The 15,839-nt window shown below is 62.2% G+C and carries 15 protein-coding genes; 12 read left to right on the forward strand and 3 right to left on the reverse strand.

What is annotated here, in order from left to right; all coding sequences use genetic code 11:
• Nucleotides 1-98: 98 nt before the first annotated feature.
• Nucleotides 99-905 carry an aldolase/citrate lyase family protein gene (locus FA04_RS17820; protein ID WP_034801630.1) on the forward strand — a complete coding sequence of 269 codons (807 nt, stop codon included), beginning with the start codon at nt 99-101 and terminating at the stop codon, nt 903-905.
• Here FA04_RS17820 and FA04_RS17825 read toward each other — a convergent pair.
• Both FA04_RS17825 and FA04_RS17830 read right to left on the reverse strand, forming a co-directional pair.
• Nucleotides 899-1,987 (reverse strand): mannitol dehydrogenase family protein, encoded by a 1,089-nt coding sequence (locus tag FA04_RS17825; protein WP_034801632.1) that lies wholly within the window; start codon nt 1,985-1,987, stop codon nt 899-901. The two genes, FA04_RS17820 and FA04_RS17825, sit on opposite strands and share 7 nt — an antisense overlap.
• Before the next feature lie 20 nt (nt 1,988-2,007).
• Nucleotides 2,008-2,886: a GntR family transcriptional regulator gene (locus FA04_RS17830; RefSeq protein ID WP_034801634.1), complete on the reverse strand. Its 879-nt coding sequence runs from the start codon at nt 2,884-2,886 to the stop codon at nt 2,008-2,010.
• A 218-nt stretch (nt 2,887-3,104) separates the two neighbouring features.
• Here FA04_RS17830 and FA04_RS17835 point away from each other — a divergent pair, with 218 nt between their 5' ends.
• The 9 genes from FA04_RS17835 (at nt 3,105) to FA04_RS17875 (ending at nt 13,569) form a co-directional block, all read left to right on the forward strand.
• Nucleotides 3,105-4,610 (forward strand): UxaA family hydrolase, encoded by a 1,506-nt coding sequence (locus tag FA04_RS17835; protein WP_034801636.1) that lies wholly within the window; start codon nt 3,105-3,107, stop codon nt 4,608-4,610.
• Nucleotides 4,611-4,642: 32 nt separating this feature from the next.
• The gene (locus FA04_RS17840; protein WP_034801638.1) at nt 4,643-5,662 is read left to right on the forward strand and encodes an aldo/keto reductase; all 1,020 of its coding nucleotides are present in this window, start codon (nt 4,643-4,645) and stop codon (nt 5,660-5,662) included.
• A 167-nt stretch (nt 5,663-5,829) separates the two neighbouring features.
• Nucleotides 5,830-6,819: an ABC transporter substrate-binding protein gene (locus FA04_RS17845; RefSeq protein ID WP_034801640.1), complete on the forward strand. Its 990-nt coding sequence runs from the start codon at nt 5,830-5,832 to the stop codon at nt 6,817-6,819.
• 94 nt (nt 6,820-6,913) lie between these two features.
• Nucleotides 6,914-8,467 (forward strand): sugar ABC transporter ATP-binding protein, encoded by a 1,554-nt coding sequence (locus FA04_RS17850; protein ID WP_034801642.1) that lies wholly within the window; start codon nt 6,914-6,916, stop codon nt 8,465-8,467.
• 39 nt (nt 8,468-8,506) lie between these two features.
• A complete protein-coding gene (locus tag FA04_RS17855) occupies nt 8,507-9,484 on the forward strand; it encodes an ABC transporter permease (protein WP_034801644.1) in 978 nt (325 codons plus the stop codon).
• 26 nt (nt 9,485-9,510) lie between these two features.
• The gene (locus FA04_RS17860) at nt 9,511-10,533 is read left to right on the forward strand and encodes a zinc-binding alcohol dehydrogenase family protein (RefSeq protein ID WP_034801646.1); all 1,023 of its coding nucleotides are present in this window, start codon (nt 9,511-9,513) and stop codon (nt 10,531-10,533) included.
• Between the two features lie 333 nt (nt 10,534-10,866).
• Complete coding sequence (gene phaZ / locus FA04_RS17865; RefSeq protein ID WP_034801648.1) at nt 10,867-12,141, forward strand: polyhydroxyalkanoate depolymerase; 1,275 nt, start codon at nt 10,867-10,869, stop codon at nt 12,139-12,141.
• A gap of 146 nt (nt 12,142-12,287) precedes the next feature.
• On the forward strand, nt 12,288-12,707 hold the full coding sequence (locus FA04_RS17870) for a DUF2852 domain-containing protein (RefSeq protein ID WP_034801651.1): 420 nt from the start codon (nt 12,288-12,290) through the stop codon (nt 12,705-12,707).
• A 109-nt stretch (nt 12,708-12,816) separates the two neighbouring features.
• The gene (locus tag FA04_RS17875; protein ID WP_034801660.1) at nt 12,817-13,569 is read left to right on the forward strand and encodes a M48 family metallopeptidase; all 753 of its coding nucleotides are present in this window, start codon (nt 12,817-12,819) and stop codon (nt 13,567-13,569) included.
• A gap of 25 nt (nt 13,570-13,594) precedes the next feature.
• Here the strand turns inward: FA04_RS17875 and FA04_RS17880 are convergent, their stop codons facing one another.
• Entirely contained in the window at nt 13,595-13,789 is a 195-nt protein-coding gene (locus tag FA04_RS17880; protein ID WP_034801662.1) for a YqaE/Pmp3 family membrane protein, read from the reverse strand.
• 156 nt (nt 13,790-13,945) lie between these two features.
• On the opposite strand from FA04_RS17880, the gene FA04_RS17885 reads away from it, so the two are divergent.
• Both FA04_RS17885 and trpB read left to right on the forward strand, forming a co-directional pair.
• Entirely contained in the window at nt 13,946-14,620 is a 675-nt protein-coding gene (locus FA04_RS17885) for a phosphoribosylanthranilate isomerase (RefSeq protein ID WP_034801664.1), read from the forward strand.
• A complete protein-coding gene (gene trpB, locus FA04_RS17890) occupies nt 14,617-15,837 on the forward strand; it encodes a tryptophan synthase subunit beta (RefSeq protein WP_034801666.1) in 1,221 nt (406 codons plus the stop codon). Before FA04_RS17885 ends, trpB begins: the two co-directional genes overlap by 4 nt.
• Nucleotides 15,838-15,839 lie beyond the last annotated feature (2 nt).

Genomic DNA, 15,839 nt, shown 5'->3' on the forward strand with positions numbered 1-15,839 from the left:
GGAAAGTTCTGGCCGGTTTTTTTCTTTGCCGGTAGAAATCTCGTGATTGCGGGATTGAGGCATCGCTCGTCCCGTCGCATAGCAGGAGGAGACGACCCATGCCGGCACCGAAGAACCCTTTCAAAGCAGCCCTGCGCGAAAACCGCTTCCAGCTTGGGCTCTGGGTGGCGCTAGCCAGCCCCTATGCGGCCGAAGTGGTGTCCGGCAGCGGCTATGACTGGCTGCTCATCGACGGCGAACATGCGCCGAACGATATCCCGCTGCTGTCCGCACAGTTTCGTGCCGTCTCCGCATCGGCGAGCCACCCGATGGTTCGCCTGCCGGTGGGCGATACCGTGCTGATCAAACAGATCCTCGATACCGGCATGCAGACCCTCCTGATCCCGATGGTCGAGAGCCTGGCGCAGGCGCAGCAGTTGGTGCGCGCCACCCGCTATCCGCCCCATGGTATTCGCGGCGTCGGCGCCGCCCTCGGGCGGGCCTCGGAGTTCGGCCGCATCGGCGACTATCTTCAGACCGCCGGCGACGAAATCTGCCTGATCCTGCAGATCGAGAGCCGCGCAGGTCTTGCCGCCATCGACGAGATTGCCGCGCTCGATGGCGTTGACGGCCTGTTCATTGGTCCCTCCGATCTGGCGGCCGACATGGGTTACCTCGGCAAGCCGGGTCATCCGGAGGTGCGCGCGGCGATCGCCGACGCGTTTGAGCGCATCAAGAAGGCCGGCAAGGCGCGGGGCATCATGACGCTCGATCTCGAACAGGCGCGAGACTATCGCGAGATGGGCGCCGATTTCATGGCGATCGGCACGGATGTCACCTCGCTCGTGCGCGCGACGACGGCATTACGCCAGGAGTTTCTCGGCGAGGCGACGTCGGTTCCGAAAAAGCAGGAATCCGGCTACTGATCGCAAATTGCCTGGAGCTCAGGCATGACTACGCCGGGGCTCCAGCGCAGCAAATCGACGATCCGCCGTTCGATCTTTTCGCGATGATGATTGGCGATATCGCCTAGGCGGTGGTTGAGGAACGGGTTTCTGAAGCGTTCCAGCGTCGCGGTCACGTAGTCTGCCGCTTCGCTCTCCAGGCCTTTTGCGGCAAAGGCGGGGATCACTTCGGATTGGTAGATTTTGTCCAAGTGCGCGGCAATGCCGGGGTCGGCCAGGATTTTCCGAACGGTCCCGTTCTGGTCGCGACCTTGCCTAAGCCAGAGCTCGGCGAGCACCGTGTGGCCGAGATTGAGAATGTGAAGCTTCAGCTTCTCGTAAGGCGTCAGGTCATCCACGAGCTTCACGCACGGATGGATGCAAGGGAGCCGCAGGCCGGACTGGTTTTCGATCGCCCAGAGCGCATAAGGTTCGGCAATTGCACCGGCAGGCTCGAGCGGCTCGGAGACGATGCGGTCGACCAGCGTGTTGGCCCAGACGACATCCTTGTCCAGCCAGTCGATAAAGGCGATGTTTCCCATCCGCTCCGCCGCGAGCCGCAGCATCAGCGCCTTCAACACGTCGCCGTTGCGCGACACGAGCTCGCAAGGAAGAATCGTCAGCGGGCGTCGGGCCGCGTCGAAACGCGCCTTCAAGAGCAGGAGCAGCTTACCCGGAAAGGAAAGCGGAATGTCGGTTATCAGGTCGTTGTCGCCGACCTGGTAACCCGTGTCGCCGGTGTTGGAGATCAGGATTTCGGCTTCCTCGGCGATAATCGCCCGGATCTCGCTCCAGTTTTGGGCGGTCGAAAGCGCGCGCGCCACGCTTGTCACTCGCTGCGTCGCGTCGATCGTCTCGCCTTCCTGGATGCCACGGATGATGACGGGAAAGCCTTCCGGCCGGGCAAGGGCTGCAAGGCGCCCAGACCGTTCGCTCGACCCTGTCGTTTGCACGATGGTGATCGGACCGGGCGCTTCCCCCTTCTTCAACGCTTCGCTGATGAAGAGATCGGCATGCGCCTGAAGAAAGCGGCTCGTCCCGAATTGCACGATCGGCGTCGGCATGCATAGGCTCCGATAGCTGGCTATGGAATGGATTGGAGAAGGGTTTCGCGAGCGGACTGAAGGTGTCGCCGGCAGGCCTGTTCCGCCTTGGCCGGGTCGTGCGAACGCAGTGCTTCGATATAGGCGAGGTGTTCTTCGAGCGCGCGGGCGTTGCGCTGGCGGGCATTCGTTTTGTTCCACTGGTAGTGATAGTGGAAGACGATCGCGATGATGTCGTAGAAATCGACGATGAACCGGTTGCTCGATGCCTTGTGTACCAGCAGGTGAAACTGCTCGTCGAGCTCGGAGAACTCCCGGTAGCGATTGTCGATGTCGGCGAGGATGTCCCGGTGCAGAGCCTCGATCTCCCGAAGCTCATCCCACGCCGGATGGTTGTCGGGCAAAGAGACAAAGCGCGCGGCCGAGCGCAGTTCGAACATCTCGCGCACTTCCGTCAGCTCCAGCGCGAATTCGCGGGTGAAACCCTTGAGGATCCAATGGCTGTTCGGCCGCTTCTCGATCAGGCCGAAGCGGCTGAAACGGATCAGGAATTCACGTACGCTGGTCGTGCCGGTTCCAATGTCGCGCGCCAGTTCCAACTCGTTGATCTGCATGCCCGGCTCGGCGCCGCCGGCGAGAATCCGGCGCATGAAGCTGCGCTCGATGATCTCGGCGAGTGAATCCGTCTCTTCCGTCGGAAAATAATCGTCGGGCCGGGGTTGTCTCAGCACGCTCTTTTTGCGCTTGTCCCAGGCTATCAGCTGCAGTTCCTCGAAGCGGCTGAGGATCGCGCGGACCGTCGTCCGGCTGACGCCGAGCATCTGTCCGAGTTCTGGCTCGGAGGGCAGCGAGGATGTGTCCGCCAGCAACTTCAGGCAGCGGTTATAGGCATCCTTGAAGACGGTGTTCTGCTTTGCCATGGGCGACGTCCGGATCGTTCGAAGTTTTCTGCGCTTACGCGGAAGGCTCCTCTATCCCGTCGCTCCGGTTTTGTCTGCGTCTGTCATCCACATCTGTTCCTCCCAAGTCGCTCCGGGGCGTCTCGGCCTGCCGCCGATGTTTTCGCTATAATACCCATTGACGGCTATCTGTCTATTGTAGATAAAAGACAGAACGAAAATCATTTGGGAGAAACCGGGTGTCTGCGCCGTCCACCATCCTGCTCGCACCGGAGGACAATGTCGTCGTGGCGACGCTGGCGATTGCCGCTGGCGACGCCCTGCCGAACAATGTTCATGCAGCAGCGAAAGTCGATGCCGGCCACAAGATCGCGATCCGCCCGATCCGCGCCGGCGAGCCGGTCGTGAAATACGCCCAGGCGATCGGCCGGGCGACCGCCGATATCGCGCCGGGCGACCACGTGCACTCCCACAACCTCGCCTTCGACAAGGATCGCTTGGCGATCAGCCCACAGGGGGTGCCGGAAGCGGCAAGCGATGCCGACAAGGCCCGCACCTTCATGGGCTATCGAAGAGGTGATGGCCGGGCAGCGACGCGCAACTACATCGGTGTCGTCGCCAGCGTGAACTGTTCCACCACGGTCTGTCGCGCCATCGCCGAGGAGGCGAACAGGCGCATTCTCCCGAGATATGAGGGTATCGATGGTTTCGTGCCGATCGTGCACGATCAGGGCTGTGGCATGTCCTCGACCGGCGACGGCATGGCCAATCTGCACCGAACCCTCGCCGGCTACGCCCGCCATGTCAATTTCGGCGGCGTTCTGATGGTCGGCCTCGGCTGCGAGGTCAACCAGTTGACGCTCTATGGCCAGAGCGGCGCCGGCGCGGAGAAACGTCATTTCAACATCCAGGAAGCCGGCGGCTCGCGTCGATCCGTTGAAAAGGCGCTGGGCATTCTCGAGGAAATCGCGGCCGAAGTCGGGAACGAACGCCGTATTGCGATCCCGGTCAGCGAGATCATCGTCGGTTTGCAATGTGGCGGTTCAGATGGGCTTTCGGGCATCACCGCAAATCCGGCGCTGGGTGCTGCGGTCGATATCCTTGCCGCGGCCGGCGGCACGGCGATCCTCTCCGAGACTTCGGAAATCTATGGCGCCGAGCACCTGTTGCGCAGCCGTGCAGTCAACGAAGCAGTGGCGCTGAAACTTGATGGGCTGATTGCCTGGTGGGAGAGCTATGTGGCGATGCATGGCGCCTCGCTCGACAACAATCCTTCGCCGGGCAACAAACGTGGTGGCCTGACCACGATCCTCGAAAAATCGCTCGGCGCCGTCGCCAAGGGCGGCCGCTCGCCGCTGAACGCGGTCTACCGTTATGCCGAACGCGTCACCGAGCACGGGCTCGTCTTCATGGATACACCTGGCTACGACCCGGTATCGGCCACTGGCCAGGTCGCCGGCGGCGCCAATGTCATTGCCTTTACCACCGGTCGCGGCAGCTGTTTCGGCTGTCGGCCCGCGCCGTCGATCAAGCTTACCAGCAACACGGCGCTCTACCGGGCGATGGAAGAGGACATGGATATCGATTGCGGCGTGATCGCTTCGGGGGAGGCGAGCATTGCCGGGCTTGGCCGCGAGATCTTCGACCTGATCATCGAGACCGCTTCGGGCCGCAAGACCAAGAGCGAGCTTTTCGGCTACGGCGATAATGAGTTCGTGCCCTGGCATCTGGGCGCAACGCTCTAATTTGCGTAGGCCTTGGAGGAGGAAACGGGGAAATGCAGACGAGACGGATCGGTCGAACCGACCTATCGGTGACCGAGTTTAGCTTCGGCGCCGCCGGTCTTGGCGGCCTCTACCGCGAATGCACCCGCGAGTCGGCGATGGCGACCCTGGACGCTGCCTGGCAGTCGGGCATGCGCTACTTCGACGTTGCGCCCTTCTACGGCCTCGGCCTTGCCGAGCGCCGCGTCGGCGACTTCCTGCGCGATAAGCCGCGCGACCAGTTCGTGCTCTCCACCAAGGTCGGCCGTCTCCTGCATCCGGTGCCGCAAGACGAGGTGCCGGACTATTCCTATGTGAAGCCGCTCAATTTCGACGTCACCTACGACTACAGCTATGACGGCATCATGCGCTCCATCGAGTTCAGCTACGCCAGGCTCGGGCTCAACCGCATCGATATCCTCTATGTGCATGATATCGGCGTCTATACCCATGGCGCCGCCCGCAATGCGATCTACTTACGGCAGTTGATGGAGGGCGGCCTCAAGGCGTTGGAGGGGCTGAAATCCTCGGGAACGATTGCGGCCTATGGTCTTGGCGTCAACGAAGTGCCGGTCTGTCTCGACGTCCTGCGCCAGGCCGATCTCGACTGCATCCTGCTGGCCGGGCGTTACACCTTGCTCGACCGGTCGGCTGTCGCCGAACTGCTGCCGCTCTGCGAGAAGAAGCAGACTTCGCTCGTCGTCGGCGGGGTCTTCAATTCGGGCATCCTGGCGACGGGACCGGTCGAAGGCGCGCATTTCGACTACATGCCGGCAACGGAAGATATCCGGCAAAAGGTCGGTGCCATGGACGCGGTCGCCCGCGGCATGAACGTGCCGCTTGCCGCACCCGCCATGCAGTTTCCGCTCGCCAGTCCGCAGGTCGCCTCGGTGCTGCTCGGCACCGCCAAGCCGCAGAGCCTGGCGCGCAACATGGCGCTCGTCGAGCACCGGTTTTCCGCCGCCGATTTCGCCGCCTTCGAGCCGTTCACACTGGTCGCACCGGAGCTCGGGGACGAGCCGGTTCGGGTTTAACGGACGGCACTAAAGCGCCGTCTGAAATGCTGTTCCGGCAGCTTGCCAAGCCGGGATTGTTTTATTAGCATTCCAATATGTTTTTTATCGATAAAAGGTCGATAAGCCAGCACCTGCGATCGACCTCCAAGAAGTGGAACACGGTGCACCAAGAGGAGAAACCTGGGATGAGCATTCTGAAAAGCAGCCTTACCCGTCGCGCCTTTACCGCCCTGGCCGGCGCCGCGATGATCGCCGGCATGTCGCCGGTCGCCTCCTTCGCACAGGACGTGACGATCCCGATCATCGTCAAGGATACCACGTCCTTCTACTGGCAGATCGTGCTCGCTGGCGCCCGCGCCGCCGGCAAGGATCTCGGCGTCAACGTGCCGGAGCTCGGCGCTCAATCCGAATCCGATATCAACGGCCAGATCAGCATTCTCGAGAACGCGGTTGCGGGCGCGCCGGCTGCCGTCGTCATTTCGCCGACGGAATTCAAGGCGCTCGGCAAGCCGATCGATGAGGCGGCAAAGGCCGTTCCGATCATCGGCATCGACTCCGGTGCCGACTCCAAGGCCTTCTCGTCGTTCCTCACCACCGACAACGTCCAGGGCGGCCGCATCGCTGCCGATGGTCTCGCTGCGGCGGTCAAGGAAATGAGCGGCAAGGAAGAGGGTGAGATCGCCATCATCACCAGCCTTCCGGGCGTCGGCTCGCTCGACCAGCGCCGCGAAGGCTTCCTCGATCAGGTCAAGACCAAGTATCCGGGCTTCAAGGTCGTCGTCGACAAATATGCCGACGGCCAGGCGACCACCGGCCTCAACATCATGACCGACCTGATCACCGCCAATCCCAACCTTGTCGGCGTCTTCGCGTCCAACCTGATCATGGCGCAGGGTGTCGGCCAGGCAATTGCCGAAAACAAGCTCGGCGACAAGATCAAGGTGATCGGCTTCGACAGCGACGACAAGACGGTCGGCTTCCTCAAGGAAGGCGTTCTGGCCGGTCTCGTCGTTCAGGATCCCTATCGCATGGGTTATGATGGCGTGAAGACGGCGCTCGCGGTCTCGAAGAAGGAGAAGGTCGAGGCGAATGTCGATACCGGCGCCAATCTGGTGACCAAGGCCAACATGGCCGAGCCGAAGATCGACGCTCTCTTGAACCCGAAGGTCAAGTGACGACGGCTGCGGTGGGCGTTGAGCCCGCCGCACCCGCTTGCGGCCGGAACGAGGACCGGCCGCAAGCGATCTCTGCGATGGGAGGAATGCGCAGATGACCGATTTGCAAGAGGCACGCGACGGGAGGACCGAAGGACTGCATGTGGCGACACGCCATCCGGTTCCGAAAGGCGAGCCTATCCTGGAGCTGCGCGCCCTGCAGAAGAAGTATGGCGCCGTCGAAGCCTTGAAGCCGGCGTCGCTGACCTTTCTTTCCGGTGAAGTTCACGCGATCGTCGGTGAGAACGGGGCCGGCAAGTCGACGCTGATCAAGCTTCTGACCGGCGTCATCAAGCGCACGTCCGGTGAAATCTTCTGGTGCGGAAAACCCGTTCAGCTTGGCACGCCGCAGGAGGCGATTGAGCGCGGTATCAATGCCGTGCACCAGGAGGTCGTACTTTGCGCGCACCTGTCGGTCGCGGCCAATATGTTTCTCGGCGACGAGATCAATCGCAACGGCCTGATGCGCAAGCGCGCCATGACCGATGCGGCACAAAGCGTGCTGGATGATCTCGGCTTTAACCTGCCGGCCGGTGCCGTGCTTGGTAGCCTGACGATCGGCCAGCAGCAGCTTGTCGCCACGGCACGCGCGGCCATGCGCGGCACGCAGTTTCTGATCTTCGATGAGCCGACCGCCTATCTCACCCGCCAGGAATCGGCACAGCTCTTCCGGTTGATCCGAAGGCTGCAGGCCGAAGGCGTGACGATCGTCTATATCAGCCATCGCATGGAGGAAGTGTTCGAGCTTGCCGACCGTGTCTCGGTGCTGCGTGACGGCACCCATGTCGGCACCCGCAAGATCGGCGAGACCAATGAGGCGGAACTGATCGCGCTGATGATCAACCGCACGATCGAGCAGATCTATCACAAGGAGCATTTTCCGCCCGGCGAGATGATCGTCGAGACGCGCAACTTGAGCGGTCCCGGTTTCCAGGATGTATCGCTGACGGTGCGCGCCGGCGAGATCGTCGGCCTCTATGGGCTGATCGGCGCGGGACGCAGCGAGTTTGCGCTCGGCCTCTATGGCCGGCACCGACCAACGGCTGGAGAGATCTACTGGCAGGGCCGCAAGGTTGAGATCGCCAGCGAGCGTAAGGCCATGGACCTCGGCATTGCGCTTGCGCCGGAAAGCCGGCGCGACCAGGGCCTCTGCCTCAACCTGCCGATCGGCCTCAACATCAATCTGCCGGTTTTCAACCGGCTGACACGCGGTCTGACGATCAATGGCCAGCAGGAACGGGAAAACGCCGACCGCCAGATTCGCGACCTGAAGATCAAGACGCCGTCACGCCGGGTGCTGGCCTCCGCCATGTCCGGCGGCAACCAGCAGAAGATCGTAATCGGCAAGTGGCTGAGCCACGGCGCCAAGCTTTTCATCTTCGACGAGCCGACGGTCGGCGTCGATGTCGGAACCAAGGCGGAAATCTATCGGCTGTTCGCACGGCTTCTGGAGAACGGGGCGGGCATCATCCTGATCTCGTCCTATCTGCCCGAGGTCTACGAACTGGCGGACCGGCTGCACGTGTTCCGGCGCGGGCGGCTGGTCGCCAGCCACGACTATCGCGCCGCGAGCCATGAGGAAGTGCTGACGCAGGCAATTGGCGTTTGAACCGATAAAAACAAACTTGAGGATGCAGGGAGGAAGACGATGAGTGCGGAAACGGTGGAGAGCGGCGCCAGCGCGGCACCACGCAAGGGCGTGAGCATTCTGTTCGGCCTTACCCTCCTGGGGTTGCTTCTGTTCCTCTGGCTGCTGTTGGGCTTCGCGACCAACAGTTTCTGGACGCCCAACAACATCAGCAACCTGCTGCGCCAGGGGGCGATGACGGCGATCCTTGCGGTTGGCCAGACCTTCGTCATCATTACCGCCGGCATCGACCTTTCGGTCGGTGCCGTGGTCGGCTTCACCAGCGTTATCGTCGCCTGGCTGCTGGCCGCCGGCGTGCCGCTCTGGATCGCCATCATCCTGACGCTCGCCTTCGGTGTCCTGATCGGCGCGTTCCACGCCTTCGGCATCGTGCGCATGGGCCTGCCGCCCTTCATCATCACGCTGGCGACCCTGACCTCGCTCCGCGGTATCGGCCTCTTGATCACCAATGGCTCGACCATTTCGATCACCAATGAGGCCTTCACCAATTTTTCGCGGGCGGATTTCCTGGGCGTTCCCAGCCTGTTCTGGATGGTGATCGTGGTGGCGATCCCGGCCTATGTCTTCCTGCATTTGAGCCGCTTCGGCCGCTATCTCTTCGCCGTCGGCTCCAACAGTGAGGCCGCCCGTCTCTCCGGCGTCAACGTCCACCGCACGATCTATCTGGCCTACATCCTGTCGTCGACCTGCGCCGCCTTCGTTGGCCTGCTGCTTGCCTCGCGCATCGGCATCGGCAACGCCACCCAGGCCGAGGGTTGGGAACTGCAGGCGATCGCTTCGTCGGTCATCGGCGGCACCAGCCTCTTTGGGGCCGTCGGCTCGGTGCACGGGCCGCTGCTCGGCGCCTTCATCCTCGCAACGATCAACAACGGCGCCAACCTATTGAACGTCAACTCGTTCTGGCAGCGCATCATCACCGGCGCGCTGATCATCGTCATCGTCTATTTCGACCAATTGCGTCGCCGCAGCGCCCGCTAGGCGCTGCCGTACTCGAGAGAATTGCCATGAAATCCGTGCTCTGCCCACAACCCGGTCGGCTGGAGGTCGTCGATCGCACACCAATCGAAACCGTGCCGGACGGTTGGGTCCGCCTTGCCGTCAGCCATGTCGGCATCTGCGGCACGGACTACCATATCTTCGCCGGCAAACATCCGTTCCTCGAATATCCGCGGGTCATGGGCCACGAGATCTCGGCAACGGTGATTTCTGGCGGGCGAGGGACGACGATAGCGCCCGGCACGCCGGTCGTGGTCAACCCCTATCTCTCCTGTGGCGCTTGTATTGCCTGCCGAAAGGGCAAACCGAACTGCTGCACGGCCATCAAGGTTCTCGGCGTCCATACCGACGGTGCGTTTTGCGAGGAGATCGTCGTGCCGGAGGGTAATCTTTATCCGGCGGAGGGTCTGTCGCCGGAGGCGGCCGCCACCGTTGAGTTCCTGGCGATCGGTGCCCACGCGGTCCGCCGGGCATCGACGGATGCCGGGTCACGGGCGCTGGTTATCGGTGCCGGGCCAATCGGACTCGGCACGGCGATCTTCTCTCGCATCGCCGGCCATGACGTGGTGCTCGCCGACACCAGTACCGAGCGGCTGGACTTTGCCGCTCGCAAGCTCGGCTTTGCCAAGGGCATCGTCGTGGATGTTGATGCGGCGGCGCGCATTGCCGCTGCGACGGATGGCGACGGTTTCGATGTCGTCTTCGACGCCACCGGGCACGGTGGTTCGATGCAGGCGGCCTTCGCCCACGTCGCCCATGGCGGTACCCTGGTCTTCGTCAGTGTCGTCAAGGACGAGATCCGCTTCTCCGATCCGGAGTTCCACAAGCGCGAGATGACCTTGATCGGCAGCCGCAACGCGACCCGGCAGGATTTCGACCACGTCGTCGCGTCGATCGCGTCCGGCCTTGTGCCTATCGACGCGCTGATCACCCACCGCACCACGCTCGATGGCGCGGTTGCCGATCTGCCGCGATGGGCGGAGGAAAAGACGGGTCTGGTGAAGGCAGTCATCCAAGTGGCGGCCACCTGAGTGATGGCGGCTTTGCTGCATCGCCACAGGGGAGCGTACCCATATTTTCCTGCGGCGAGGCTCCAGGTTTTCCTGAAAACGTCAGGCAGCGTGCCTCAATGCACGAAAACAGCGGAAAACGGCCAGTTTCGAGCAAGCTCGTTTGCAAATCGTCAGGAATCCAGATTCATTCTAGCTTCAGGCCTTGTATCGAGGCGAGACGGGTATATTTGTTGCACTGCACAAGAAAAATGGTAGTCTGGCAGCGATTGCGGACACCAAGACAAACAATCGCAAGCTTGCGTCCGACCGGGAGCGGCGTTGTCGTTGATTGAACCAAGGGGTACGCTTCCCATGTTCTACCAGCTCTATGAACTGAACCACGCAATGATGGCGCCGTGGCGCACGGCAGCCGACGCCATGCGGCTCGCGTTCAGCAATCCGATGAACCCCGTCTCGCACACCTATTTCGGTCGCGCCGCCGCCGCCGGTCTCGAAGTGTTCGAGCGCTCCACCCGCCGTTATGGCAAGCCGGAGTTCGGTCTTCCCGAGACTGTGGTCGATGGTCAATCGGTTTCGATCTACGAACGCATCGTCTGGCGGGCGCCATTCTGCAACCTCATTCATTTCGAGCGTGCGCTTCCCAAGGGCCGCGCGCCCGATCCGAAGGTGCTCATCGTCGCGCCGATGTCCGGCCACTATGCGACGCTGTTGCGCGGCACGGTCGAGGCGCTGCTTCCGCATTCCGATATCTACATCACCGACTGGATCGATGCCCGCATGGTGCCGCTCAGCGAAGGCACCTTCGATCTCGATGATTACATCGACTACGTCATCCAGATGCTGCATTTCCTCGGGCCCGACACGCATGTGATCGGCGTCTGTCAGCCCGCGGTGCCGGTGCTCGCCGCCGTCGCGCTGATGGAAGCTGCCGACGATCCGCTGTCGCCGGCGACGATGACGCTGATGGGCGGCCCGATCGACACCCGCATCAACCCGACCGGCGTCAACCAGCTGGCGGAAGAACGTTCGATCGAATGGTTCCGTGACAATGTCATCATGCCGGTGCCGTGGCCGCAGCCGGGTTTCATGCGCATGGTCTATCCGGGCTTCCTGCAGCTCTCCGGCTTCATGTCGATGAATCTCGACCGGCACCTGATCGCCCACAAGGAGTTCTTCGCCCATCTGGTGAAAAACGACGGCGATGCCGCCGAGAAGCACCGTGACTTCTATGATGAATATCTCGCGGTCATGGACCTGACGGCCGAATTCTACCTGCAGACCGTGCAGGTGGTGTTCATGCAGCACGCGCTGCCGAAGGGCGAGATGATGCATCGCGGCAAGCGCGTCGACACGACCGCGATCAAGAAGGTCGCGCTCTTGACGGTCGAAGGCGAGAACGACGATATCTCGGGCGTTGGCCAGACGAAGGCGGCGCAGACCATCTGCACCAACATCCCGGATCATATGCGTATGCACTACATGCAGCCGGATGTCGGTCACTACGGCGTCTTCAACGGCTCTCGCTTCCGCCGCGAAATCGCGCCGCGCATCGTCGCGTTCCACCGCGAGCATGCGCGCCACGCAAAACCGGTAAAGCAACTGATCAAGGGCGGAAAGTCGGCCTGATCCCGGCTCTTGGGTCGTTTTGACCGCGTAGAGTCAAGGGTTTGTCGGATTCCGGAGGGAGGCGTCTTGCAGAGCCAAGGGCGCCTTCCCACATCGTTTTCATCGGGTCGCATGGGCGGCCCGGATGATTGCGAGGAATCCTGAAGATGAACCAATCTGCAATGATCCGTCCGGATTGGACGCCCGCGACCATCGCCCTGATGGTGCTTGGCTTTGTGGTCTTCTGGCCGCTCGGCCTGGCCATGCTCGCGTACATTCTCTTTGGCGAAAAGCTCAAGACGTTCAAGAAAGACGCAAACGATACGGTGGATGGCATGTGCTCGGCTTTCAAGCGCGGCGGCCGCCGTTCCAACTGGACGCATCGTACCGGCAACGTCGCTTTCGACGACTGGCGCGAAGCTGAACTGGCTCGCCTCGAAGAGGAGCGCCGCAAGCTCGACGAGATGCGCGAAGAATTCGACACCTACGTGCGCGAGCTTCGCCGCGCCAAGGACCAGGAAGAGTTCGACCGCTTCATGCGCGATCGCAAGAATGGTGGCTCGGGTCCGATTGTCGAAGCCCATTAACCTGACGAAACCGCTTCCGGCGTTTCACATGAAACGCCGGATCACTCTCGGCACGCATCCAACCAGCGAACAGTAGGCGAAAGCCCCGCGAATCGGTTAGAAAGCCTGCATGTTCCCTTCCTTCAAGCGGCGCATTCAACCTGCACCACCCGCAACAACGCGGCAGATCGAGGTCGCCGGCAAGTCCCTGCCGCTGACGATCAAGCAAAACGCGCGCGCGACGCGCATGACGCTGCGCATCGAGCCAGGCGGGCGGGCCCTGAAGATGACGGTGCCGCAGGGCCTCCCCGAGCGCGAGGTGAATGCCTTCCTGACACGACACCAGGGCTGGCTGATGACCAAGCTCGCCCGCTTCTCCGGCGAAAGCCAGATCGAGGAGGGCGGTTCCATCCTCATCCGCGGCGTTGCCCACCGCATCGAGCGCACCGGCAAGATCCGTGGGCTCACGGAAGCGATCGTGATCGATGACGAACCGGTGCTGCGCGTCAGCGGTGGCGAGGAACATCTCACACGGCGCATCGTCGATTTCCTGAAGAAGGAAGCGCGCCAGGATCTCGACCGGTTGGTGGCGATCTATACCGGCCGTATCGGCCGGAGGGCAAAGTCGCTTTCGCTCAAGGACACGCGCAGCCGCTGGGGATCATGCTCAGCCGACGGGGCGCTGAGTTTTTCCTGGCGCATTGTCATGGCGCCGCCAAAGGTCATCGCCTATCTCGCTGCGCATGAAGTGGCACACTTGCAGGAAATGAATCACGGGCCCGACTTCTGGGCGCTGTGCGGGAGGCTGTGTCCGGATACGGACGATGCCAAGCGATGGCTCCGCCGCAACGGCACGATGCTTCACGCGATCGACTTCGATTGAATCTTACAGGGCGATGAGCGGCGCGTTATGCGCGGTGGCGCAGCGCTTCGCGGATCTTCTCGTCGGTCTTGTATTGGCTGAGCGCATAGACCGACCAGATCGCCGCCGGAACCCAGCCGATCAGGGTCAACTGCAGGATCAGGCAAATGAGGCCAGCAAAGGGGCGGCCGATGGTAAAAAACTGCAGCCAGGGCAGGATAAGCGCGAGCAACAGGCGCATCAGTCTCTCCGTTGTGGTAAAATGCATATGGTGAAAGCGCGCCTGCCGCGCAAGGGGCGCGCACCCGCCAAAGGACGGGTGCGGGGGCGCTGAGTGACCGCTTTTGCGTCGGTTTTTGGCTCGACTCGCGCGGCATTTCATGCAAGGTCGCTTCTCATGAAAACCCAAGTGAAGATATGCGGGCTGAAGACCGCGGAAGCGGCCGAGCGTGCTGTCGCGCTCGGCGCATCCCATGTCGGCTTCATCTTTTTCCCGAAGAGCCCCAGGAACATCGAGCCCGACGATGCCGGCCGCATCGCCGACAGGATTCGCGGCCAGGCGAAGATCGTCGCCGTCACGGTGAATGCCGACAATGACGAGCTTGACGAGATCGTCTCGGCCCTCAATCCGGATATCCTGCAGCTTCACGGCAGCGAGGACGCGGAGCGACTGCTGACGGTCAAGGCGATGTATGGCCTTCCTGTCATGAAGGCCCTTTCGGTGCGCGAAGCATCTGACCTTGAAAAGATCGATGCCTATATCGGCATTGCCGATCGCTTCCTCTTCGATGCCAAGCCGCCAAAAGGGTCCGATTTGCCCGGTGGCAACGGCGTTTCCTTTGACTGGAAGCTGCTCGATGCGCTTGACGGAAGCGTCGATTACATGCTTTCCGGTGGTCTTAACGCCGACAACATTGGCGAGGCCATGGCGCAGACCAGCGCGCGTGCCATCGATATCTCCTCCGGCGTCGAGAGCGCGCCGGGCGTCAAGGATCTGAAGCTCATGGAATCGTTTTTCAATGCCGTTCGCCAGGCGGAGGCGGGCATGCCACGGTCAGGGAGCAGGACGTGAACCAGGCGCCAAAGTTGAATTCCTTCCGGGGTGGCCCGGACGAGGACGGCCGTTTCGGTATCTTCGGTGGCCGCTTCGTGGCCGAAACCCTGATGCCGCTGATCCTCGATCTCCAGAACGAGTGGGACAACGCGAAGAACGATCCGGCCTTCAAGGCGGAGCTGGAGCATCTCGGCGCGCATTATATCGGCCGCCCGAGCCCGCTCTATTTTGCTGAACGGCTGACGGCGGAGCTTGGCGGTGCCAAGATCTACTTCAAGCGCGAAGAGCTGAACCACACCGGCTCGCACAAGATCAACAACTGCATTGGCCAGATCCTGCTTGCCAAGCGCATGGGCAAGACGCGCATCATCGCTGAGACCGGTGCCGGCCAGCATGGCGTGGCTTCGGCAACCGTCGCTGCCCGCTTCGGCCTGCCCTGCGTCGTCTACATGGGCGCGACCGACGTCGAGCGCCAGGCGCCGAACGTCTTCCGCATGAAGCTCTTGGGTGCCGAGGTAAAGCCGGTGACGGCCGGCAGCGGCACGCTCAAGGACGCCATGAACGAGGCGCTGCGTGACTGGGTCACCAATGTCGACAACACCTACTACCTGATCGGCACGGCTGCCGGCCCGCATCCCTATCCGGAGATGGTCCGCGATTTCCAGGCGGTGATCGGCCAGGAAGCCAAGGAGCAGATGCTCGCCGCCGAAGGCCGGCTGCCGGATCTCGTCATTGCCGCCGTTGGCGGTGGCTCCAACGCAATCGGCATCTTCCATCCGTTCCTCGATGACGAGAGCGTCAAGATCGTCGGCGTCGAAGCCGGCGGCAAGGGCATCGAAGGCGACGAGCATTGCGCCTCGATCACAGCCGGTTCGCCCGGCGTGCTGCATGGCAACCGCACCTATCTGCTGCAGGACGGCGACGGCCAGATCAAGGAAGGGCATTCGATTTCGGCCGGTCTCGACTATCCCGGCATCGGCCCGGAGCACGCCTGGCTGAACGATGTCGGTCGCGTCGAATACGTGCCGATCATGGACCACGAAGCGCTTGAGGCGTTCCAGACGCTGACCCGTCTCGAAGGCATCATTCCGGCGCTCGAGCCGTCGCATGCGCTTGCCGAAGTCATCAAGCGCGCGCCAAAAATGGGCAAGGACGAGATCATCCTGATGAACCTCTCCGGCCGCGGCGACAAGGACATCTTCACCGTCGGCAAGTTACTGGGAATGGGGCAGTAAGA

Source organism: Ensifer adhaerens, assembly GCF_000697965.2.
Taxonomy (GTDB): Bacteria; Pseudomonadota; Alphaproteobacteria; order Rhizobiales; family Rhizobiaceae; genus Ensifer; species Ensifer adhaerens.